The following is a 21,930-nucleotide window of genomic DNA, read 5'->3' on the forward strand; positions in this document are numbered from 1 at the left end:
ATTCGATCAGTACAGGGCGTGGAGTTGATGCGCGGGGCAATCTGTTACGAGAAGACAAATTTCTTGTCCAGCTTGTATTTCACCAGATAGCCGATTATCAAACCGATGGCTCCGCCTGTCAGGCGTGCGGGTTCGGTGCCGAAAATGCTGTCGGCGCCAAATTCGAATCCCCAGAATATCACGGTGGTTGCAATACCCATGGTCGAATACAACATGAAGCTCTTGAAGCCATGCGCGAGATTGCGGTGCTGATAGCGAAATATCCAGACCTTGTCGAGTACAAACTTGACGGCAAGCCCAATGGCCGTGCCGGCCAGGACCGAAACGGGTATTGCATACAGCGCCGGTGCGACGGATGTATAGACCTTCTGAGTGCCGAGATTCGCCGCAATCGAAATGGCCGCGAAGAGTGAGTAGAGGAGAACGATCGTCGAACGGCTCCTCATTGGCGCGGACTCAATGTGCAGGGGCCGATTCATAGCGACGTCCGCTTGAACAGGAAGCGAGGCACCGATCGAATGATCAGCATGATGATCGACCAGAACCAAGGCGTGTATAGAACATCTTTGCGTCGTTCGACCGCCCTGATGATATCGTTGGCCACTTTCTCTGGCGTTGCGACGAGCGGTCCCGGCAATGGCATACCTTCCGTCATCGGCGTAGCAACGAAGCCGGGCTTGATTGTCAGCACGTGTGCTCCAGCTTTGAACAGTCGCGCGCGCAACCCCTCGCAGAATGCCGTGAGCGCCGCTTTCGCACTGCCATAAACATAGTTCGAGCCGCGTCCTCGATCGCCCGCCACCGAGGAAATCACCGCGAGCGCGCCGTGCCGCTGAGCCTCGAGCATATTGGCGATTGGGGTCAGCAACGCGATGATCGATACGGCGTTGACGTTGAATTCGCGCACCGCGAGGGCGGGGTCGAGTTCGCAGGCCTTCTGATCCGGCAAGGTGCCGGGTGCGACGAGTGCAACGTCGAGTTGGCCAAGTTCACGCGTAAAATGCGCGAGCATCTCACTATGTGCCGCGAGATCGTTAATATCGAGCTGGTGGCAAACTGCGAGTTCCGCGCCTCGCGCGCGCAGGTCGGCGGCAACTTGCGCGAGGCGATCGCCATTGCGTGCAACGAGAAATAAGCGAGCCCGCTGCTCCGCCCATTTGCGAGCACAGGCGATAGCGATTGCCGAGGTCGCGCCGATGATGAGAATGTTTTTCATAGTCGAGTCGTTCGTTCCCAGAAGCGTGACATCATTGCTGGATCCCTCAGCGCTTCGAGTTCTTGCCACTTTGAATAGGCTGCGCGAAAGTCCGCGCCGGACATATGCGCGTCTTTGGCAGGGTAGAGTCTGCCGCCGGCCTCGCGAACGATTGCATCCAGGCACGCAAAGAGGCGAACATTGGATGCGTCCCGTTGCGGAAAGTCGAGCGCGAGCGAGGTGCCTTCCATCGGAAAGGACAGCAATCCGGGCGAAACACCTGAGCCGCAACGCTTGAGCACCGCAAGGAAAGAGCCTGTCCCGCTCGTGGAGATCGCGTCGAGAATGGCGCGTATCGCGTCGCGTGCGGTCTGCTGAGGAACCACGCATTGATATTGCTGAAAGCCTGCGCGGCCGTAAATCCGGTTCCACTCAAGCACGCTGTCGAGCGGATAAAAAAAAGCATCGTAGCTGACTTTCGATCGCGTTTCGCCATTGGGCTGGCGATGGTAGTACAAGCCATTGAAGGCTCGTAGTGTCAGCGAATTGAAGATGGGGATGGGCAGCGTCAACGGCACGGTATGTTTTTTGCGCCGGTCGACTTCGAGCGGCCCATCAGTGGCGTGGTCGCCGACCATGAAAATGCCGCGCCCGAGCGCGGAGCCGCGGCTTTGGCAGTCCACCCACGCCACGCTGTACTCGTGCAGCGGATCGAGGCGCTCCGAGAGTTCGAAGAATTCGTCGAGGTTCGTGAAACGAATACTTGTCTGGTCGATCTGGCTCGAGCAGATCGGCATGAGCTGGATTTCCGCCCAAAGAAGAAGGCCCGTGAGACCGAGGCCCCCGATCGTGGCTGCGTAGAGATCCCGATGCGTGTCCGGAGAACATTCAAGAATGGCGCCGTCGCTGCGCGCAAGACCGAAGCGGCGTACATGACAGCCGAAGGTTCCGCGCACATGATGGTTCTTGCCGTGTACGTCGTTCGCGATTGCGCCGCCTAGCGTGGCGTATTTGGTTCCCGGTGTGACTGGCAGCATCCAGCCGCGCGGAATTGCGACCTCGAGAATCTGTTCGAGTGTGATGCCGGGTTCCGCACGCAGGACGCCGGTGGTCCAGTCGACCGTGATTAACCGGTCGAGGGGCAAGGCCCGAACGACGTGGTTCGATGCCGCGAGGCAACTGTCGCCGTAGCTGCGGCCGTTGCCGAATGCAAGCGCGTTGCCGTGCGCCTGCGCTACCTCGCGCCAGGTTGCCACGGCGCGGTCGCGCCAGGTGAGTGAATGGGCTTCTTGCGGGACGGCGGGATAGCGTCCCCAGGATAGTACTGTCGTCATCAGTCAGATCGCTGCCCAGAACACGAGGCAGCAGAGCGCTACGACGGCAAGGCTTACGCGGTCACGCGCGGCGAACACGATCGGGTCGTCATGCATCAGGCCGCGGTGCGCGATGATCCACGTCCGGCTGACCCAATAGAGCAGCAACGGGCACGCGAGCCAGATGACCTGTGCATGGCGGTAGAGCTTGGCTGTGTTGCCGTCCTGGATATACATCGCCAGCACGAGCACGGAAAGGTAGCCCGACGCCGTCCCGAGTGACGAAATGAGCGGCAGGTCGCTCAGTACGTAGCCACGCCCGCGCGTCTTGACGAGACCACGTGCCTGCATCGAGTGGAGTTCCGCGTAACGCTTCACCAGCGCGAGGCTGAGGAAGATGAACATCGAGAACGCAAGCAGCCAGAATGTGAGGTGCGCGCCAATGGCAGCGCTGCCGGCGACGATGCGGATGGTGTAGAGCATTGCGAGCACGACGACATCGACCATCACCTGCCGCTTGAGATACATCGAGTAGGCTAGCGTGAGTACGTAGTAGCCAACCAGTACGGCGCCGAATCGTAAGGGGAGGAAGAGCGCAGTCAGCGCGAAGGCGCACGCTAGCAGGACAGGAAACAGCGCGATCCCCCAGGTAAGCGGAAGCGCGCCGGATGCGAACGGGCGCTTGCGCTTGGTGGGATGGTGTCGGTCGTCTTCGAGATCGAGCAAGTCGTTGAGCAGGTAGACGCTTGACGCGCAAAGCCCAAAAGCCACGAATGCCAGCAAAGCCGCGATAACGAGTTCTGGACGATCGAGCTTGTGAGCCGCAAGAAGAGGGACGAAGATCAGCAGGTTCTTCAGCCACTGATGCAGGCGCAACGATTTCGACAAGGTCTTGAGCATTGGCGGCCGCGATTCGATCACGCTCTCGACATTGCCAATTTTGCGAGCGGCGCGTTCGACGCCGCTCGACGGGTTCACGACATAGGCCCGTGCAGCGGATTGCCACACGGCGACGTCGTCGTGCGAGTTGCCAGCGTAGTCGAAATTCTTTTCGCCAAACTCGGCTACGAGCTTTTCGCGCTTGCGATGCGACGAGAGATTGACTCCGTCCGCAGTTGCGAAGGTCTGGTCGAAGAGGCCGAGATGGTCAGCGATGGCACGCGCGTAGCGCTCGTGGGTGGCGGTCGCGAGCACGAGTTCGCGACCGGCCTGGCGTTCTTCCTTGAGCCAGTCGATCACCTGCGGATCGTAGGGCAGGACAGTGACATCGACATTGGTGCTCTCGGCCAGGCCCGCCTTGAGGGCCGGCTTGCCGCCACGCGCCAGCCACACGAGCGGCCGGTAAAACCGCAGTGGCGCAGATTTGAAATAGGCGAATCCCGATTCGATTAGCACATCCGATCGAATCAATGTGCCATCCAGGTCAACAACGAGTGGTCTGCTGCGCATACAGTTGGCCAGTTGGCAATGGGTTTATGGGGCGTGATTTATCGGGCGCGTACCCGCGTGAATGCGGACGTGTCCTCCGCAGCTTTCGAGTCGGGGAATTTTACCGGAACTTCCGATCACGTTACATGCACACCGATTTATCCCTTGCGCAGCTTTGCGCTTGCGACGGCTTGTGCGGCGGACCGTGGGGTTCGAGGCGGGCCGCAAATCAAGGCGCAGAGGTCTCGCACGAATGCCCGGTGCCTGGGCAGTTGATGCGTTAGAGCGCGGGCGCCGGCTGGGCCGTCTGGGCGATGCAGGCGATGAGATCGAGTACGCCGCGCCTGGCGGGATTGCGGACGAGCGCAAACCAGGCGAGTCTTGAAAAAAGCAAACGATGGTCGTTGTACGGGCCGGAAAGCGCCGCTTATCGTCCCCCGGTAAGTCCCTGGAATGCGCAGCGATGGTGATTTTTCGGCCATGCCAGGTCGCTCAGGTACTATTGAAAACAGGTGCGGAAAACTTCCTGCAACGTAAGAATTTCGCTGCACTTTGCTGTCGGCGCGTAACAAATAGAAAAGTCAGTTGCCTGAAGCGGACCTTTTCAGCAAACTAGTGGGTTTCAATCGACCCCGTTTAAACAAACGGCACATATGGTGCTATATCGTCGCGTTTTCAGATGACAGTGACTGCGGTATCCAGCATGGATCACGGTGTGGTGTCCGTTTCGGTGGTCGTCTTTCATCCTGACCGGCAGCTGCTTGCGCGCACCTTCGCGAGTCTCGCAGAAGCCGGCGCGGCATTGGCTCAGGCCGTGCCAGGGACGTCGATCCACCTGTATCTGGTCGACAACGGCGGGATGCCTGACATGCCAGACGGTGGTTTCGCCGTGTTGGCGAGGGCGGGCATCGGTTGCACGGTGCTCGGCGGTCACGGCAACGTCGGGTACGGGCGCGGGCACAATCTGGCTATCGCGCTGGCGTCGAGCCGATATCATCTGGTGCTCAACCCGGACGTCGACATCGAGCCCGGCGCGTTGGTCGAGGCGGTGGCGTTCCTGGACGCACATCCTGAAGCGGGCCTGCTAACGCCCGCCATCGTCGACGATGCTGGCCAGCTTCAATACCTTTGCCGCCAGTTTCCGACCCTCACCGATCTATTTGTGCGCGGCTTCCTGCCACGCGCGGCGCGCCGGCCTTTCGAGGGGCGACTTGCCCGTTATGAGATGCGGGCGCAGATCAACGAACGCGACACGATCTGGGATCCGCCGATCGTAAGCGGTTGCTTCATGCTGTTTCGCACTGACGTGCTCAAAAAGCTTGCGGGCTTTGACGCGCGCTACTTCCTCTACTTCGAGGACTACGACCTCAGCCTGCGCGCGCATGACGTCGCGCGTGTCGTTTATGCCCCGTCGGTGCGCGTGCTGCACCATGGCGGCGGCGCATCGCGCAAGGGACTCGCGCATATCCGCATGTTCCTTGCGTCGGCATTCAAGTTCTATAACCGGTTCGGGTGGAAGTGGCTTTGAGCAGCGTATTGGTGACCGGTGCAAATGGTCTGGTCGGACGAACGTTGTGCGCGACGCTGGCCCGTCATGGCCATGACGTGACCGCGTTGGTGCGACGCGGCGATTTCGGCATGGACGCGGTCCGGGAATGGCGTCATGAGACGGCGGATTTCGAGGGACTCCCGCAGGCGTGGCCTGATGGGTTGTCGCCGGATTGCGTCGTCCATCTCGCCGCGCGCGTGCACGTGATGCACGATGACGCTCCCGATCCGCAAGCGGCGTTTTACGCGACGAACGTTGAAGGCACATTGCGCGTTGCCCGCGCCGCGCAGGCCCGGGGCGCGCGGCGCATCGTATTCGTCAGCAGCATCAAGGCTGTTGCGGAGGTGGATGGCGGCATTCCGCTTGCTGAGTCGGTGCGGCCCGCGCCGCGCGATCCGTACGGCCGTTCGAAGCGTGCTGCCGAGGAAGCGCTGTGGCGTCTGGGTGAGGAAACAGGGCTGGAAGTCGTGGTCGTCCGGCCGCCGCTCGTCTACGGTCCCGGGGTCGGCGCCAATTTTCTTCAGATGATGAACGCGCTTTCGCGCGGCATGCCGTTGCCGCTAGGTTCGGTCAATGCACGGCGCAGCCTCGTCTATAACGAAAATCTCGCCGATGCGCTCATGCATTGTGTCACCGACCCACGAGCCGCCAATAGCTGCTTTCACGTGGCCGATGCCAACGATCTTTCGGTCGCCGAATTGCTGCGTGGCCTTGGCCGCCACCTCGCGAAGCCCGCACGCCTGATTCCCGTTCCAACAGGCCTGCTGCGCGCCGCAGGCGTGCTGACCGGTCGCGCCGCCCAGTTGGAGCGTTTGACGTCCAGCCTGCAAGTCGACGCATCGCTGATTCGCGAACGGCTGGACTGGCAGCCGCCGTTTGCGGTGGAGGAGGGGCTGGAAGCGACCGCACGTTGGTATCGTGCGACGCATTGAAAGCGCGGAGACCGTACACGTTTATCATGCATTTGCCGATTTCATCACCGCTGGCCGCCGCATGGATCGCGCTGGCTTGCTGCGTACTCTGCGCAGCCATCCTCGCGTTTCTGCTGAAGAGTGGTCTCGCGTGGCGCCTTGCTACGGATATCCCCAACGAACGCTCGCTTCATGCGCGGCCGACGCCCCGCGTGGGTGGTTGGGGCGTCGTGCCGGTTGCCGTGCTGGCAATAGTGCTCCTGGCGCCTTCGCTATGGTTGATCGCGATTGGCGCGGCGTTTCTTGCCACCGTTTCGCAGATCGATGACCGGCGTGGACTACCCGCGCGCGTGCGCTTCGCGGCGCATTTCATTGCCGTTCTGGCGCTGACGGTGGTTTATCCCGCCCCGGTTCCTTGGTGGTGTTTGGTGGGCCTGGCGTTTTTGATGCTTTGGCTGGTGAATTTGTACAATTTCATGGACGGCGCTGACGGTCTCGCCGGCGGCATGGCGTTGTTCGGCTTCGGCGCATATGCAGTGGCAGCGCTTTTCGGGCCGGCGCCGATGCTCGAACTCGGCTGGGCCTGTGCGGCAGTCGCCGGAGCCGCGGCGGGATTTCTGCTGTTCAATTTCCATCCGGCAAAGATTTTTTTAGGCGACGCCGGCTCGATTCCAGCCGGTTTTCTCGCCGGCGCGCTAGGCTATTGGGGCTGGCGCGGTGGTGCCTGGCCGGTCTGGTTTCCGGCGTTGGTCTTCTCGCCGTTTATCGGGGATGCATCAATCACCCTGATCCGCCGGCTTTTGCGCGGCGAAAAGTTCTGGCAAGCGCATCGAGAGCATTATTATCAGCGCATGGTGCGGTTCGGGGCCGGTCACGCAGCGACAGCATTGACGTGGTATCTGGTAATGTTTGTCGGCACGGTACTTGCTGTTTGGACTCTGAATCGCCCTGCGGCTCTGCAGTGGGGGATCGTGGCAGGTTGGGCAGTCGTGCTCGTTGTGATGGGCGCGGCAATTGACGCACGCTGGCGTAATTTCCAGTCCCTTGGCAGAAAAACAGAGGTCCAATGATGCTCCGTAACAAAGCCTCATGGCTCTCGTTCAGCGCCTTTCTGTTTGATATTGGCGCGGTGGCCGCAGCGTGGCTGACGGCTTACCTTCTACGCTTCAACGCGACCGTTCCGCCCGAGTTCTGGCACGGCGCCATGAACACGCTCATCTGGGTGCTGCCTGTCTATGCGTTGATGTTCCGCATATTCGGGCTGTATCGCGGTATGTGGGTCTTCGCGAGCCTGCCGGACCTCATGCGAATTTCGAAGGCGATCATAGCGGCCGCGCTGATCGTCATGATCAGTTCGGTCATGTTGCAGCCGACGCCGATCATTCCTCGCTCGGTGCTGATCGTTTCGCCGCTGCTGGTGTTCTTTGTCATGGGTGGCTCGCGGGCGCTCTACCGTGCGACCAAAGAGTTTTATCTTTACGGCGGTCTCGTCGCACAGGGCAAGCCCGTGATCGTCATCGGCGCGGGCGGTGCCGGGGCGAGTCTTGCGCGCGAACTGTCGCGCTCTGCCGAGTGGCGCCTCGTAGGCTTGCTCGACGACGACGAGGCGAAACAGCGGCGCGAGATCTATGGCTACAAGGTGCTCGGCGCGATCGACGACATCGCGCATTGGGCACAGACATTACGCTGCGAGTTCGCCATCATTGCCATTCCGTCGGCTTCGGCCGAGGTGCAGCGTCGTGTCGCGACACAATGCGTTCGTGCCGGCGTGAAGGCCCTTATGCTGCCTTCGCTGACCGAACTCCTGCCTGGTCAAGGTTTCCTTTCGCAGGTGCGCAATATCGACCTCGAAGACCTGCTCGGCCGCGACGCCGTCAACATCGACACACCGCATGTCGAAGCCCTGCTGAGTAGCCGGGTGGTCATGGTTACGGGCGCAGGTGGCTCAATCGGCTCCGAGCTATGTCGGCAGATTTTGCGTTTTGCGCCCGCGCAACTCGTCGCGCTCGATGTGTCTGAATATGCGATGTACCGGCTCACCGAAGAAATCCGCGAACGCTTTCCCGAGCTTTCCGTGGTGCCGATCGTTGGTGACGCGAAGGATGCGCTGCTGCTCGACCAGGTCATGGCGCGCTACACGCCCCATATCGTATTCCACGCCGCCGCCTACAAGCACGTACCGTTGATGGAGGAACTCAATGCCTGGCAAGCGATTCGCAACAACGTGCTCGGCACATACCGCGTGGCGCGCGCGGCGATCAAGCATCAGGTGAGGCATTTCGTTCTCATTTCGACGGACAAGGCTGTCAACCCGACCAACGTGATGGGCGCAAGCAAGCGCCTTGCGGAGATGGCCTGCCAGGCGCTGCAACAGACCAGCGAGCGCACTCAGTTCGAGACCGTGCGATTCGGCAACGTGCTGGGCAGTGCGGGCAGCGTGATCCCGAAGTTCCAGCAGCAGATCGCGAAGGGTGGCCCGGTGACGGTCACGCATCCGGAGGTCACACGCTTTTTCATGACCATTCCCGAGGCGTCGCAGCTCGTGCTACAGGCTTCGAGCATGGGGCGTGGCGGAGAGATTTTCATTCTCGACATGGGTGCGCCGGTCAAGATCGTCAATCTCGCGAGGGACCTGATTCGTTTGTATGGCTACACGGAAGAGCAGATTCGTGTGGTCTTCACGGGATTGCGGCCCGGCGAGAAGCTATATGAAGAACTGCTCGCTGATGACGAAACCACGACGCGTACGCCGCACCCCAAGCTGCGTACGGCTAAAGCGCGCGAGGTGCCTGACAATCTGCTGGACGAATTGCTGCCGTGGCTCATGCAGCACCGTGTGCCAGGCGACGACGAAGTGCGGCGCGATCTGCGCCGGTGGGTGCCGGAGTATCAGCCAGCCGTTGCGCCGACGCTCCAGAGTGTGGGTACTTCCATGGTCCGCACCAGAGAGTTGAGCAATCGCGCCTGACCGCGGCGACCATACGGCCTGTGCGACACAAGGCCTGACCAATTCGAAACCCTGAACGCTCACTGATGAAATTAGGTCTTTTCAAGAAACCCGTGGCTTCCGCAGATTCGCAACGACCTTTCACTCCGTTGTTCGTGGGTGGTCCGCCCAGGTCCGGAACGACGATCCTGCACGCCATGATCTGCTCTTCGAACAAGACCAATGGTTTCATCAATGAATGCAGCTACTTCACGGCGTTCATGCACCCGCTGCAAGTTGGCCTCAATACGTTTGATGCGCACACGCGACATTATTTCGACTCCAGGGAAGCATTGATTTGCAATCACGCGGGCATTCTCGAGACGGAACTCGGCAAGATCTGGGAGCGTACCGGCAAACCGGAAATTCTCGCGCTGAAGGACCCGATGCTTACGCCGTTGTTTTCACTACTCGGTGAAACGTTGTCGTTCGCGAAATTCGTGGTATCCGTGCGTGATCCCCGCGCGACGATTTCGTCGCGCATCGAGGTCACAGAGCGTGAGCAACGGGGCGTTGCCGTGACAGATGAGCAGATTCAAGCGTTCTGTCATGAGTATGTCCACATGTACGGCATGATCGCCAATGCGCGCGCAACGCTTGGAGAACGTTTATGCCTCGTTGACTATCGTGACGTCGCGGGTGGAAAGGCGATTGAGCAGTTAACGGCCTTCGGTCTTGGCACACTGGACAGTCAAAGAATCTGGGCTGAGCCTATCAGCAATCCGAGCGAGTATGCCGACGACGTATGGGCAACGCAGCTCCACGGTCAACAGCCGTCCCTGGATTCCGTTGAACGCTTTCGTCAGCATCTGAGCCCTGCCGCAGAGCAGTGCATCATGGCTATGTGTGGTCCGATTGCGCGAGAACTCGGCGCAATCTAGACGGTATCGGTTAGAGGTCTTTGGTCGAGAGTATCTGTGGCCAGGACACTGCGCGAACGACGATAACGTCGGGGTGCGCTCAAGGAGAAAATGTGCATTGGGAAAAACTGGGGATCGTCTACGCACCTGATGAGCGCGCGCCTTGGGCCGTGTCTCACGCAATGGTTCCTACGCCATTTCTTCTCAACGACAACACGATTCGCGTCTTCGTCACGCTGTGCGATGCCAATTTCGTCGGTCGTCCGGTGTATGTCGACGTCGATGCCCGTGACCCGAAGAAAATTCTCGGCGTGGGACCGGGACCGCTCATGGACATCGGGGTACCCTCCGCATTTGATGACAACGGCGTACTCACGTGTAGCGTGACCCGGCTCGATGACGGCAGGATTTTCATGTACTACGCCGGTTTCGAACTCGGTGTAAAGGTGCGGTACAAGCTTCTCACCGGCCTCGCGGTCAGCAGCGACAACGGGGAGAGGTTCGAGCGGGTACAGCAGACGCCTGTACTCGAGCGCAGCGACAGCGAGATGACGTTTCGGGGCGGGCCGTTTGTGTTCCGCGAGGACGGCGTGTTCAAGCTTTGGTACGTGGCTGGGTCCGGTTGGGAGATGATCGATGGCAAACCCATGCCGGTCTACGTGCTTAAATATGCCGAATCCAGTGACGGCGTGCAGTGGCCGAAGGAGGGGCGTACCGTTCTGGATCTCACAGGAAGTGACGAGCATGGCTTCGGGCGCCCCTGGATCACGAAATCCGCAAACGGCAAGTACCAACTGTACTACTCGATTCGCCGCCGTTCTCTTCGCGCGTATCGGCTCGGCTACGCTGAATCCGACGATGGCATCCATTGGCTGAGAAAGGATGACGAAATGGGGCTCGACGTTACGCCGGGATCATTCGATTCTGACGCGATCATGTACTCCGCCGTCATCAATGTGCATGGGCAGACTTATTGTTTCTACAATGGTAACGAATTCGGACGCGATGGCTTCGCCGTCGCCCGCTTGACCAGCGCCCAGATCAGCGCTTGAAAGAATCCATGGCAAACATTTCGGATTGCATTCTGCTCGACTTTCGGCAAATTCACGATGATCGCGGATCGCTTACCCCGGTCGAGAGCGGAAAAGACATCCCGTTTGCCATCCGTCGAGTTTTCTATCTTTACGATGTGCCCGCAGGTGTCGAACGCGAGGGGCATGCCTACAAGTCGCTTCAGCAGGTGTTGATTGCGATTGCTGGCGAATGCGTGGTTCATCTGGACGATGGTGTGAATCAGCGCGAAGTCGCACTGCGGCATTCGCACGTCGGACTTTATATTCCATCGATGATCTGGCGCCGGATTGACGGGTTTGCTTCCGGCTCGATGTGCCTGACGCTCGCATCCGACTACTATGATGAGGGTGACTATTACCGCCAGTACGACGCCTTTCAGCAGGCTGCAACCGGCGGGCTTTAGCGTAGCAACAGAGAACGCGGCGCCTCTGCTTCGGGAGCCCCAAAGCGGATCGTCATATAATTGCTGTTCCCAGATGACGCCGCACGGCTACACTCGTGTGCGATGATCGTTTTGGGGCGTCCCGTCCCCGCACCTCTATGCCCAGCGTACACGACTGCCGAATTCTGCGCTTCCCGCAGATCCACTCTTCTGCCGGCACGCTAACTCCGATCGAGAACATGCGCAACGTTCCGTTCGAGATCCAGCGCGTCTACTACCTGTATGACATTTCCGAAGGGGCATCTCGCGCGGGTCACAGCCACAAGAACTTGCAGCAGGTGCTCATTGCCGTGTCCGGCTCGTTCGACGTCCATCTCGACGACGGTCGCGAAAAGCGCGTTGTGCGGTTGAGTCAACCCCAAGAGGGCCTGTATATCCCAAGGATGATCTGGCGGGAAATCCACGCCTTTTCGTCGGGCGCTGTGTGCGTTTCGCTGGCGTCGCTCCTCTACGACGAAGCGGACTACTTCCGTCGCTATGACGATTTCCTGCTTGCAGTGTCGGAGCGAACATGAACATCATCCCTTTTCTCGATCTCGCTCCCACGCATGAAGCGATTCGCCAGCAGCTAGATGCGGCGTATCACCGGGTGATGCACTCGTCAAGATTCATTCTCGGCGAGGAAGTCGCCGCCTTCGAGCGGGAGTTCGCGGCGTACTGTGGCGCCGGGCATTGCGTCGGCGTAGGCAACGGGCTTGACGCGATCCACCTTGTCCTTCGCGCGCTCGGTATTGGACCGGGTGACGAAGTGCTCGTGCCGTCGAATACCTACATCGCAACATGGCTTGCCGTGTCACAAGCCGGTGCGACGCCGGTGCCGGTCGAACCTCTTGCCAGCACCCACAATGTCGACCCGTCGGCGATCGAGCGTGCAATTACGCCTCGTACCCGCGCGATCATCCCCGTTCATCTGTACGGCCAGCCTGCCGACATGGCGCCGATTTGCGAAATCGCGCGCCACCGTGGTCTAAAAGTCGTTGAAGATGCTGCTCAAGCGCATGGCGCGCTTTACGACGGGCTGCGCGCGGGTTCGCTGGGCGACGCTGCGGCGTTCAGCTTCTACCCGGGGAAGAATCTCGGCGCGCTCGGCGATGGCGGTGCGGTTGTCACGCGCGATGAGGCGCTCGCAGACCGAGTCCGGATGCTGGCCAACTACGGCTCGAAAGTGAAGTACGTTCACGACGTTGGCGGCTACAACTCACGCCTCGACGAGTTGCAGGCGGCGTTCCTGCGCGTCAAGTTGCCTTATCTCGACGAATGGAACGCGCATCGTCGGACACTGGCGAATCACTACGTTGCCCGGCTTCGCGACCAAGCTATCGGTTTGCCGGCTGTCATCGAGAATGCATCGCCGGTTTGGCACCTCTTCGTCGTTCGGGTGCCGGAGCGGGAACGCGTGATGCGCCATCTACAGGAATCGGGCGTTGGCGTGCAGATTCATTATCCGATTCCTCCGATGCGCAGTGGAGCGTATCAGGAGGCGTGCCAGACGATGCAGCCGTGCGCCATCGCCGATGCACTGAGCAAGGATGTCTTGAGCCTTCCCATCGGTCCACATCTTTCCATGGCGCAGGCCGATCGTGTGTGCGATGTGCTGATCGACGCGGTGAGATCCGTCAGATAGCGCAGGGTGAAGCACCGATAGGCGCGCCGACTTCAAAGCGTCAGTTCGTAGAAGTCGTGGACGACGGTCCTGGCGCCGAAGCCTTCTTTTTGCTCTATCAGGCCGATGTTCAGATGCCTGCCATTGTCCTCGTTTGAAATCCCGAAATCGAAATAGACGCGCTGCGCGTAATCGTGTTCGATCAGGGTCGCAAACAGCAGATCGAGTGCACCCGTTTCGCGTCCGCGCAGGCTGGTCGATATGTACTGCATGTGCGCAACACGGCCGGTATCAAACACCACAACGCCCGCGATCACGTTGCACGCTTCGAGGCAGACATGGAGTCGGATGTTCTGCGGAAAGCGTTGTGCCAGCATCTGGATCTCATCGAGTGTATGAACTGGCTTCACACCGTGCGCGGCGGCGAGATTGTCCTCGAGGATGGCCCAGAACGGACCATATTCGTCCACTGTCCTGACTTCGAGCGCCAGCTTGCCGGCCTGCGTGATTTTGCGCTGGCGTCGCTTCTGAAACGGGATGCGTGACTCCTGCGCAATAACCGAAAGCACATCGCGTCGCGTCAGACGTGCGTCGAGCCGGAACAATGCGTAATGGTCTTCTTGTGCAGGGTAGCGGTGGTAGATCGACGGAATTGTCTTGTACGCGAGCTTTTCGAAACCTTGCTCACGAAGGTATGACACGAGGGCGTCGAAGACCGCGAGCATGGTGGGGGTGGTCATCGACGTCGCGGATATGACGCCGCCATAGGTCAGCCCACCGTGGCTTTGCAGCGTGCGGTCGCTCTGATTGCCAGGCAGCAGCGCCAGTAACGTTCCCTTTGCGTCGTGTACAAGTAGCGAGTGATCGACGAAGCGTTCGTTGTGGTAATCCATGTAGTCCCGCAAGAGCAGAAACGTTGCGTTTCTTGACTCGCGAACAAACTGGTCCCAGCACGCCTTGAATTCCGTCGTATAGCGGGTAACCTTGATCACTGCCTGAATCCTGGTATTTTCATCCGACATTGCAAGGGCTTGCGCGCGCAGTGGCATCGATGATGGAGAAGCTCAGGTCCGAATACGATTCAGCCGACGCGCACTGCCGGTCGGCTCGCCGGCTGCACCGCGCATGACTTTGTCCTCGTCGACGTCGCTGGCGACCAGAGCGCCAGCGCCAATCACACAGTCGGCTCCTACCCGGATGTTGTTCGCAAATGTCGCATTGACACCGACAAAGCAATTCGCACCGATTTCCACAAAGCCAGAGATCACCGCATGAGAGGCCACGAAACAATTGTCGCCGACAATTGAATGATGTCCGACGTGATTTCCGCTCCATAGCACGACGTTGTTGCCGAGCCTGGAAAACGGCTGAACGACGTTATTTTCGAAGATGAAGCAGTGCTCGCCGATTTCGACATTACGCCACACGAACGCGTGGCTGCTGATGTACGAAGCCGGGTGATATCCCCGTGCTTTCGCTTCCGTGTAGAGACGTGTCCGAAGCCGGTTGAGCTGACCATATGTGACTGCCGCAAAGAACTCATGGCTTTGCGGGTCGAATTGCGTTTCGATAGATTCGAACGGCACGACAGGCAAGCCGAACAGATCGCCCCGCTTCAGGAAGGCTTGTTCGACGGCAAAGCCCACAACGTCATAAGGCGAGTCGTGTGTGAAATACTCGTACGCGATCTCGGCGAACGCCGAGTCTCCCAGGATCACAAGCTTTTTGGTCTTTTCCATCTCGAGCTCACGGACGAATAATGAGGATATCTTCCCTTCGGTTAGCCATCGGCAAATCGGGCGCTTGCGGCATGATGTAAGCGTCGAATCCGGCCGCCCGCGCGCGATTGACGATCGACATGACCACTGCATCGTCGATCTGCCCGATCTCGGGCGTATTGAAAACTGCCGGTGGCACTTCATCCGTTCCGGTATAAGCCTGATGGAAGCGTATGCCCGTCTCGCTGGCAAAAAAGCGCTTTCGCTTTGAGATATTCGGTATGTCGCCAATGAGCAGACTGCCACCGGGTGCGAGCAGGGAGAGCGAACGATCCAGGAAATCCCAGACGTTGCCCTCTGCAAAGACATACTGGAAGACGGAGTAGACAACGATCGCGTCGACTTTGCCAATGTACTCGGCGAAGATCTCGGGGCACTGCGGATAGTAGGCGGCCACCTTGCGCGCGCCAAGGCTATCCGGCAGGTGCGACAGCATCTCCTCTGAATCGATCAGCACAAGGTCGTGAGCCTGCCGCTCGCAATGTGCCATGAAGGCGCGCGCCAGGTCACCGCATCCCGGACCAATGTCCAGCACGACACGGTTGCGTTGTGAGAGCGCCGGCATCTTGGCGATGAGGTCGTTCAGGATCGCGGCTTCCTTTCCTGCCCGGTAGCTTTCGGGGAAACCGATCCGTTCGTTTGCCGAGAGTGAATCGTCCTGCGCAAGCGCGCGGAAATCGTCGAATCCCAGATTCGCGAAGCGGGCGTATCGATGTTCACTCATATCAACGGGTCCCAAGTCTCCCGAGCATTAGTCGGTAGCGAAATCATCAAATTGTGTCATCGTGTTCTATCCGTGGCCGAGTGTCTGTCGGTCAAACGCAGCACTTCCTCCACTTCGAACTCGTATCCGCGACGTAGGGCATCGAGTTCTGCGGCGTGTTCTGCGGCTAACGTTCGTGCCCGATTCAAGGGGGGCGCGATTTCTGCGGCGGTTAAATAGTCGGTTGGCGCGTAACGAACATCGTCGAGAAACGACTGCATCTGGTTAGGCATATGGCGCCTTAGCGGCGGAGGAGGGGCGGCGTCGAGCCCCGCGTCGATCGCGCACTCCAGCGCCTGCTGCGTGTGGTGCCGCTCGTATTGCGCGCGCGCCAGGTGCGATTCCCTGGCCAGTTTGTCGGGCGTGATCGTGCCAAGATGATCGATCAATTCCTCCGGGCGTGACCAGACAAACGCTTCTCGATAGAACATGTCGCAACCGCCGAGGAAGCGAGAGACGTAACTGTCGTGGCCGACGATCGGAATACCCGCTCCCATTGCCTCGATTGCGACCTTGCCGCCACCCAACGGAAATGACGCGAGATACAGATCGACGCCGTACGAGTGTAGTGCCTTCCATACGCTGCGCACCCAGGGCACGTGAATAAACCGTTCACGAGGCACCCCGTTCGACTCAAGCTCGCCGTGTATCCGCTTCAGGACTTCCGGGGACAGTGGTCCGATATGCACGTGAGAGCCACCCGTTGCCTTCATGACACGGGGCAGCACGTCGAAGTATGGATATTTATAAGGCACGTCGAACTTGTTCTGCGAGCCCGACGACGCAGTTCGCAGGACACCCTTCACCATAAACGGCGTGTCATCGCGGTATCCCTGGTCGGCTGCGACCAGTGGCCAATAGACCGGGCGTGCAACGCCGATCGCATCCCGGCAATTGCAGAATCCCATCGGGTGCGGATCGATGTGCATGGCATGGCGGAGCGCGACTCCCAGGCACAATTGATGATCACCGTGGTGGTAGAAAACTGTCCTGTCTGCGAGGAACGGCTGGGCTGCGGCAATGGCGACTGGATCCTGATGGTGATTCATCAGGATGAGTGTTCGGGGACGAAGCGTATCCAGACGTCGCAGTAGCCACTGTAGCTTCGACGCCATCGAGCCTTCCGGCGCAACTTCTCCAGCCACCGATTCGCCAAACCGCTCCTCGATGATCGAACGATCAGCCAGGCCGAGTGCATCGGTCAAGATCACATAGGGGCGTGCGCCAAACTTGCCGGTCTTCAATAGATCTTCGATGACGGCAGTGTGGCCGCCAGCCCGATACAGCCGGGTTGCGAGAACGACGCAATCAGCTCTTTGATGCGTGGCATCGCACTCGCGGGCGATATGCAACTCTTGCCCAACGGCTTCGCCGATTCGCTGGCAAAAGTCGTCAAGGGCTGGCTCCGCGAATACCCTCGCAAGACTGCGCCGATCGAGGATGCATGCGTGCACGAACTTGCTGATACCGGAGAGCGCGGCGTCCGCGCCATCCGAACGCCAGGCGTCGTTCAACTCGTCGACCAGTGCCTCAACGCTCGGATAGAACTGTTTCCCCGAGGATAGAATTTCGCCGTTCATCTCAATGCCTTTGCCGCAGGCTCTGTGCATGGAACAACATAACTTACGGTAGTCCTAGTCATTCCAGTCCTCTGATTCCTCAACAACCAACAAACCAATCGCTTGCTTCTGTCTGGTTCATGCCGAGAAGTCTCAGATATCTCCTTTTGCTTTGATGAGCCGCCAGTAATGCGCACAGCCGCTTTCGAGTGAATACTTCGGCTTCCAGTTCAGTCCTTCGCGAGCCCGACGGATATCGAGGTAGATCTGCTCGACATCGAAATTTCTTTGCGGCAGATAGCGGACCGCTCCTTCGAGACCGGTAGTCTGTCGAACGACCTTCAGCACGTCGCTGATACGATGCCCGACACCGCTGCCAATGTTGAACGTGCCAGATGACCGGTCGCCGTAAGCAGCGAGCAGGGCAGAGACGACATCTTCAACATAGATGTAGTCACGGACGACAGAGCCGTCGCCCCATATCTCGATCGGTTCGCCGCGCATCATCTTCCCGATGAAAGTAGGGATGACGCCTTGTACCCCGATCCGATGCTGATGCATGCCGTATGGATTGGCGACACGCAGGACGGTTGCACTCAAGCCATACAGCTTTGAGTACATCGCAAGGTAATTCTCCACTGCGACCTTGACTACGCCGTAGGAGCACAAGGGATTCAGGGGATGTCCTTCCGGCACGGGTAACGTCATGGGATTGCCATAGACCGTTCCGCCAGACGAGACATACACGATCCGCCCGACGTTTGCGGCCTGCATGTGCCGGAGTAGTTGCAACGTTCCAATGAGGTTGCTTTGAACGTCGGCGATGGGATCGTCGTTCGACGTGCTGGGTACCGTCGTACTGATCAGATGGTAGACCACATCGACGTCGCGCAGCGCCTCGTCAAAGCCCTCTCCAGTCACGAAGTTGCCGAGAACAACTTCGACATCCCGGGCGAATTGCGCATCGTTCGGCATGTTTCTCTCGAACACACGTACGTTGGCGCCGGAGTGCAGAAGACCGTCGACAAGATGTCGTCCAAGGAAGCCGAAGCCTCCAAGAACAAGTACCTTCGCGCCTGATACCGCTTGAATCATTTGTTGCTCCGTCGCTTACCGGGAAATGCCAGGGGCGTAGGTGACCTGACTCTCAAAACCCGCGCGCCGTGCGATGGTCGGCAGCATGCGCTCGAGTGCGTGTAGCATCGTGCCATCAATAGGCAGCGGCTCTGCGGGATAGTCGTCCCAGCCGAGGCCCAAATCAAAAAGCGGCTTAAGCGCCGCGGCGCGAGCCCAGAACATCGTCCCGACGGGGAACGGGAAAAACTGGTCGGGCAAATCTCCGATACCCATCTCTGCGGCAAGCTTTTCCGCGAACGGGTAGTTCTTGTCCCACCCGATCATGTTCGGGTCGTCGGAGAAAATCAAGCCGACCTTCGGCTGCGCAGCAAACGTCGCCAATATGTTTCGCGCCGCGGGGTGCGTTGTGCCGAGCAGGTTTTCCATGAGGAAGGCGATCCAATGCCTGACGATGGGCGAGCCCGCCACATGCAAGCTCTTCTTCGTATGGAAATGCCCGATGATGTCGTAGGCCTGAAGGTCTTTCGCAAATTCCGTCACCATCGGACCAATGTCGCGCCCGCGGTTCTTCACGACGCGAACGTCGAGCGCGCCATGTGCATAGTCCTTGAGCGCCAGGTGAGCCGCGCGGGCGGCTTCCTCGGTTGGCGCGCTGACGAATAGATCGCAATGGACATCGTTGAACTCGAGCCTCTGGATGATATCCGCAAGCATGTCAGGATAGAAGGCGTGAATGTGAACGGCAACACGCTGCGTAGACGATGTGCGGGCTTGCGTAGCCGACACGTCGATAACCTTGAGTTGCCACGGCCCGGACGGTCTTCCCGCACGGACGAAATGGGCGAGCGGATTGGCGCCAGTTTCGACCAGACCTTGATGCGCTGCGTAGACGTGCGGATAGAATCCGGGCGTTGCCTTCCTCGCATAGATTCCCGACTGGTTCGCCTTGACGTATTCGGCGATCGCGTCCGCTCGGCCAACGGGCGACTCCGGTGGCAGATAGAAGTCCGCAATGAAGTCGTGACCGTCGTTGAGCGTCTGAATGTCGACGTCCTGCTGCGCATACCGCTCACGTGTGGTGCGCCCGAGATCAACCAGTTGCTCGACATAGTGCGACATGTCGAACCGATCCTTAGCCAATCTACGCACACTGTCCGAGAGATTCGCCCGTAATTCGGGTTCCTGGTACAGTTCGACAATGCGGCGGGCCGCCTCTTCAGTGCTCAGAAAAGGCAGCACACACTGCCGCGTCAACTCGCCGGTGAGCAGATTTTCCGCGACGCCGGAGGCCTTATCGAAGCAGAGCACAGGCAAGCCAGCTGCCATCGCATCGATTGCGATATTCGGCAGGGGATCGAGTCGTGAGGATATGAAGCATGCGTCAGCAAGCTGGTAGATTTCCTCCAGGTCAGGTGTTGCTTCAGCCAGCAACACGCGTCCCATCAGATCGGACTGCTTGATTTGCTCCTCGATGTAATCCGCATACTGGCGATAGTTGTCGACGATTCGTCCAACCCAGATCATCAGGATGTCAGCCGTGGGATCGATGCGCCGGATCTCCGCAGCGGTCGCGATGAACAGATCAACCCCTTTGCGATATTCAATGGTGCCGGCACCAAGAACGACGAACGGCTTACGGCTTCGTTCGGCGAGCACGGTCGCAATTTCGCTCTTTCGTTGCGCCACGCCCGCGCTGGTGAGCTTGGGTTTGCGCGGAATGACAGACTTGCCCTGAGGGATGATGCAAGCCGCGTCGGCCGCGGGGCGGGTCCGCTCAATCGCGGCATTCGTGCGGACGACCTCTGCGGAAAACACGGTCGTACCGGCCCACGCCATGGCGTCGACCAGGTCGTCGGGAGAGCAGTGGAATTTGAAGAACTCGTGAATCAGGAGAACCGAAGGTATTCGGCATTTCGCGAGCGGCACCAGTACAGCGCGCGACGCGAGGCTGTTCACAATCGCCATCCGGATCGGGTAGCGACTGTGCAATTCGTCAATGACGGGCGCCAGCGACAGCGGATCGCGTTCCCCCGGGGAGTAGGGGCCGACTACCACGTCACTATCTTCGATGAAATGCTGCTCGAGTTCGCCATCATCGAGCAACAGCGTGATCACATTGTATTGGTTGCGCAGTTCCCGGCAAATATTCCACGCGAGAACCGGTGCGCCGGTCCGCGATGCTTCATGGCTCACAACAAGCACGCAATCGCGCCCAGGACGCATGCCGTCGACGTTTGCGCGTAACTTCAGTTGGGCCGGTCGGCCGGTTCTGCCTTCTGCGCGACCGTGTTCCGCGAAGTGACGGTAAGGATCGAGTTGCGCATTCTTCACGTCCGGATAACGCCTGAGGTAATACTCGGCGTCGAAGTCTTCATCAACAACTTGCATAGCCTTTCCCGGCTCTGGCTCCGGCAATGGCGCAATCTCAATGGGGGCAGGATATGAAACATTGGCGTCAACCGGCGAAATCATGCGTTTGGCCGCGCGCAAAGGCGCCGTTACGCGCCAGGACGTCGAACTCAGCAGCGCGGCAATCACGCTCTCTCGCTTGGCGATTTCCAGCCCGCTTTCCGCGCGCACTTGTGCAACTTGCTGGGCGATTTCCGCTTCGCTTGCCGTGCGCGCTTGATCAATATGCCTGGCGATTTCCGCTTTGCTTGCCGCGCGCGCTTGATCAACGTGCCTGACGATTTCCGCTTTGTTTGCCGCGCGTGCTTGATCGACCTGCTTTGCGATTTCCAACGCACTTTCTGCGCGCATTTGCGCGATTTGCCCAAGGAGCTCGTAGATACGCTCTTCGCTTGTTCCCAGCTTTTTTTGCAGAGATTCGATATCGCGTTCTTGCAAGTGCAACTCTTGCTGCAAAGCCGAGATCCGCGCGTCGCGATCTTCGACTAGCCCTGCGAGGCTTTCGATGCGCCCGACATTGAGATCGGCTTGCTTGTCGTGCAACTCCTTCGCCAAATGTGCGTTCCTGACGCCGAGCTCACGAATCGCATTGTCCTGACCCTCTATGCGTGCTTCGAGGTTGGCAGCATGCTGGCGCCATTGCGACATTTCTTCGCGAAGGTTTGCGATTTCAAGGTCGCCCTTTGCCGCTCTGTTCGTTTCTGCCAAGAGTTCCTGCCGAAGGCTATCGACATTGCTTTGCACCTGTCCTCCGTTCGTGCGCAAGACTTCCTCGGTGTGCATCATTTCTACCCCATGTGTCGGACACAGTTTGCCGTTTCGGGCTTATTCCGAGACTATTCGAATGTTCAGTTGCCAGTAAAATTTTCCGGAAATTTCCGGGCGCCGGTACATATTGCGATCTGAAAATGCCGCATGAATGCAGTACTGCGGTTTTGGATTGTCCAGGTCAGCCTAATTGGGACGACGAAAAAGATGCGCTT

General features: G+C 59.2%; 19 protein-coding genes. 9 read left to right on the forward strand and 10 right to left on the reverse strand.

The window, feature by feature from the left end; translation table 11 throughout:
• Nucleotides 1–44: 44 nt before the first annotated feature.
• From C7402_RS19960 to C7402_RS19975, 4 genes are read right to left on the reverse strand one after another with little or no spacing between them, the layout of a single operon-like run.
• Nucleotides 45–479 (reverse strand): GtrA family protein, encoded by a 435-nt coding sequence (locus C7402_RS19960; protein ID WP_116611786.1) that lies wholly within the window; start codon nucleotides 477–479, stop codon nucleotides 45–47.
• Entirely contained in the window at nucleotides 476–1,216 is a 741-nt protein-coding gene (locus C7402_RS19965) for an SDR family oxidoreductase (protein ID WP_116611787.1), read from the reverse strand. The genes C7402_RS19960 and C7402_RS19965 overlap by 4 nt, the downstream gene beginning before the upstream one ends.
• Nucleotides 1,213–2,529 (reverse strand): FAD-binding oxidoreductase, encoded by a 1,317-nt coding sequence (locus C7402_RS19970; protein WP_116611788.1) that lies wholly within the window; start codon nucleotides 2,527–2,529, stop codon nucleotides 1,213–1,215. Before C7402_RS19970 ends, C7402_RS19965 begins: the two co-directional genes overlap by 4 nt.
• A gap of 3 nt (nucleotides 2,530–2,532) precedes the next feature.
• Nucleotides 2,533–3,957, reverse strand: coding sequence for a UbiA family prenyltransferase (locus C7402_RS19975; protein ID WP_116611789.1), 1,425 nt, complete (start codon nucleotides 3,955–3,957; stop codon nucleotides 2,533–2,535).
• A 682-nt stretch (nucleotides 3,958–4,639) separates the two neighbouring features.
• On the opposite strand from C7402_RS19975, the gene C7402_RS19980 reads away from it, so the two are divergent.
• From C7402_RS19980 to C7402_RS20020, 9 genes are all read left to right on the forward strand, one after another.
• Nucleotides 4,640–5,464: a glycosyltransferase family 2 protein gene (locus C7402_RS19980; protein WP_341869251.1), complete on the forward strand. Its 825-nt coding sequence runs from the start codon at nucleotides 4,640–4,642 to the stop codon at nucleotides 5,462–5,464.
• Nucleotides 5,461–6,417: an NAD-dependent epimerase/dehydratase family protein gene (locus C7402_RS19985; protein WP_116611791.1), complete on the forward strand. Its 957-nt coding sequence runs from the start codon at nucleotides 5,461–5,463 to the stop codon at nucleotides 6,415–6,417. The genes C7402_RS19980 and C7402_RS19985 overlap by 4 nt, the downstream gene beginning before the upstream one ends.
• Before the next feature lie 26 nt (nucleotides 6,418–6,443).
• On the forward strand, nucleotides 6,444–7,466 hold the full coding sequence (locus tag C7402_RS19990; RefSeq protein ID WP_116611792.1) for an MraY family glycosyltransferase: 1,023 nt from the start codon (nucleotides 6,444–6,446) through the stop codon (nucleotides 7,464–7,466).
• The gene (locus tag C7402_RS19995; protein ID WP_116611918.1) at nucleotides 7,466–9,364 is read left to right on the forward strand and encodes a polysaccharide biosynthesis protein; all 1,899 of its coding nucleotides are present in this window, start codon (nucleotides 7,466–7,468) and stop codon (nucleotides 9,362–9,364) included. The genes C7402_RS19990 and C7402_RS19995 overlap by 1 nt, the downstream gene beginning before the upstream one ends.
• A gap of 65 nt (nucleotides 9,365–9,429) precedes the next feature.
• Entirely contained in the window at nucleotides 9,430–10,263 is an 834-nt protein-coding gene (locus C7402_RS20000; RefSeq protein WP_116611793.1) for a sulfotransferase, read from the forward strand.
• A gap of 92 nt (nucleotides 10,264–10,355) precedes the next feature.
• A complete protein-coding gene (locus C7402_RS20005; protein WP_116611794.1) occupies nucleotides 10,356–11,294 on the forward strand; it encodes a glycoside hydrolase family protein in 939 nt (312 codons plus the stop codon).
• A gap of 8 nt (nucleotides 11,295–11,302) precedes the next feature.
• Entirely contained in the window at nucleotides 11,303–11,719 is a 417-nt protein-coding gene (locus tag C7402_RS20010; protein WP_116611795.1) for a sugar 3,4-ketoisomerase, read from the forward strand.
• A gap of 137 nt (nucleotides 11,720–11,856) precedes the next feature.
• Complete coding sequence (locus C7402_RS20015; protein ID WP_116611796.1) at nucleotides 11,857–12,273, forward strand: sugar 3,4-ketoisomerase; 417 nt, start codon at nucleotides 11,857–11,859, stop codon at nucleotides 12,271–12,273.
• Nucleotides 12,270–13,382 (forward strand): DegT/DnrJ/EryC1/StrS family aminotransferase, encoded by a 1,113-nt coding sequence (locus C7402_RS20020; protein ID WP_116611797.1) that lies wholly within the window; start codon nucleotides 12,270–12,272, stop codon nucleotides 13,380–13,382. The genes C7402_RS20015 and C7402_RS20020 overlap by 4 nt, the downstream gene beginning before the upstream one ends.
• 32 nt (nucleotides 13,383–13,414) lie before the next feature.
• Here the strand turns inward: C7402_RS20020 and C7402_RS20025 are convergent, their stop codons facing one another.
• The 6 genes from C7402_RS20025 to C7402_RS20050 form a co-directional block, all read right to left on the reverse strand.
• Nucleotides 13,415–14,353 carry a GNAT family N-acetyltransferase gene (locus tag C7402_RS20025; protein ID WP_208948958.1) on the reverse strand — a complete coding sequence of 313 codons (939 nt, stop codon included), beginning with the start codon at nucleotides 14,351–14,353 and terminating at the stop codon, nucleotides 13,415–13,417.
• A 72-nt stretch (nucleotides 14,354–14,425) separates the two neighbouring features.
• Nucleotides 14,426–15,100 carry an acetyltransferase gene (locus tag C7402_RS20030; RefSeq protein WP_116611799.1) on the reverse strand — a complete coding sequence of 225 codons (675 nt, stop codon included), beginning with the start codon at nucleotides 15,098–15,100 and terminating at the stop codon, nucleotides 14,426–14,428.
• A gap of 7 nt (nucleotides 15,101–15,107) precedes the next feature.
• On the reverse strand, nucleotides 15,108–15,863 hold the full coding sequence (locus C7402_RS20035; RefSeq protein ID WP_116611800.1) for a class I SAM-dependent methyltransferase: 756 nt from the start codon (nucleotides 15,861–15,863) through the stop codon (nucleotides 15,108–15,110).
• A 56-nt stretch (nucleotides 15,864–15,919) separates the two neighbouring features.
• Nucleotides 15,920–17,482 (reverse strand): hypothetical protein, encoded by a 1,563-nt coding sequence (locus C7402_RS20040; RefSeq protein ID WP_133254511.1) that lies wholly within the window; start codon nucleotides 17,480–17,482, stop codon nucleotides 15,920–15,922.
• Between the two features lie 132 nt (nucleotides 17,483–17,614).
• Complete coding sequence (locus tag C7402_RS20045; RefSeq protein ID WP_116611802.1) at nucleotides 17,615–18,556, reverse strand: NAD-dependent epimerase/dehydratase family protein; 942 nt, start codon at nucleotides 18,554–18,556, stop codon at nucleotides 17,615–17,617.
• Between the two features lie 15 nt (nucleotides 18,557–18,571).
• Entirely contained in the window at nucleotides 18,572–21,733 is a 3,162-nt protein-coding gene (locus C7402_RS20050; RefSeq protein WP_116611803.1) for a rhamnan synthesis F family protein, read from the reverse strand.
• Nucleotides 21,734–21,930: the final 197 nt, after the last annotated feature.

This window comes from Paraburkholderia unamae (genome assembly GCF_003096875.1).
Lineage (GTDB): Bacteria > Pseudomonadota > Gammaproteobacteria > Burkholderiales > Burkholderiaceae > Paraburkholderia > Paraburkholderia unamae.

Coding starts and splice junctions, on each gene's coding strand:
- C7402_RS19960 (WP_116611786.1), bottom strand. CDS start 479: ATGAATCGGCCCCTGCACATTGAGTCCGCGCCAATGAGGAGCCGTTCG.
- C7402_RS19965 (WP_116611787.1), bottom strand. CDS start 1,216: ATGAAAAACATTCTCATCATCGGCGCGACCTCGGCAATCGCTATCGCC.
- C7402_RS19970 (WP_116611788.1), bottom strand. CDS start 2,529: ATGACGACAGTACTATCCTGGGGACGCTATCCCGCCGTCCCGCAAGAA.
- C7402_RS19975 (WP_116611789.1), bottom strand. CDS start 3,957: ATGCGCAGCAGACCACTCGTTGTTGACCTGGATGGCACATTGATTCGA.
- C7402_RS19980 (WP_341869251.1), top strand. CDS start 4,640: ATGGATCACGGTGTGGTGTCCGTTTCGGTGGTCGTCTTTCATCCTGAC.
- C7402_RS19990 (WP_116611792.1), top strand. CDS start 6,444: ATGCATTTGCCGATTTCATCACCGCTGGCCGCCGCATGGATCGCGCTG.
- C7402_RS19995 (WP_116611918.1), top strand. CDS start 7,466: ATGCTCCGTAACAAAGCCTCATGGCTCTCGTTCAGCGCCTTTCTGTTT.
- C7402_RS20000 (WP_116611793.1), top strand. CDS start 9,430: ATGAAATTAGGTCTTTTCAAGAAACCCGTGGCTTCCGCAGATTCGCAA.
- C7402_RS20010 (WP_116611795.1), top strand. CDS start 11,303: ATGGCAAACATTTCGGATTGCATTCTGCTCGACTTTCGGCAAATTCAC.
- C7402_RS20015 (WP_116611796.1), top strand. CDS start 11,857: ATGCCCAGCGTACACGACTGCCGAATTCTGCGCTTCCCGCAGATCCAC.
- C7402_RS20020 (WP_116611797.1), top strand. CDS start 12,270: ATGAACATCATCCCTTTTCTCGATCTCGCTCCCACGCATGAAGCGATT.
- C7402_RS20030 (WP_116611799.1), bottom strand. CDS start 15,100: ATGGAAAAGACCAAAAAGCTTGTGATCCTGGGAGACTCGGCGTTCGCC.
- C7402_RS20035 (WP_116611800.1), bottom strand. CDS start 15,863: ATGAGTGAACATCGATACGCCCGCTTCGCGAATCTGGGATTCGACGAT.
- C7402_RS20040 (WP_133254511.1), bottom strand. CDS start 17,482: ATGAACGGCGAAATTCTATCCTCGGGGAAACAGTTCTATCCGAGCGTT.
- C7402_RS20045 (WP_116611802.1), bottom strand. CDS start 18,556: ATGATTCAAGCGGTATCAGGCGCGAAGGTACTTGTTCTTGGAGGCTTC.
- C7402_RS20050 (WP_116611803.1), bottom strand. CDS start 21,733: ATGATGCACACCGAGGAAGTCTTGCGCACGAACGGAGGACAGGTGCAA.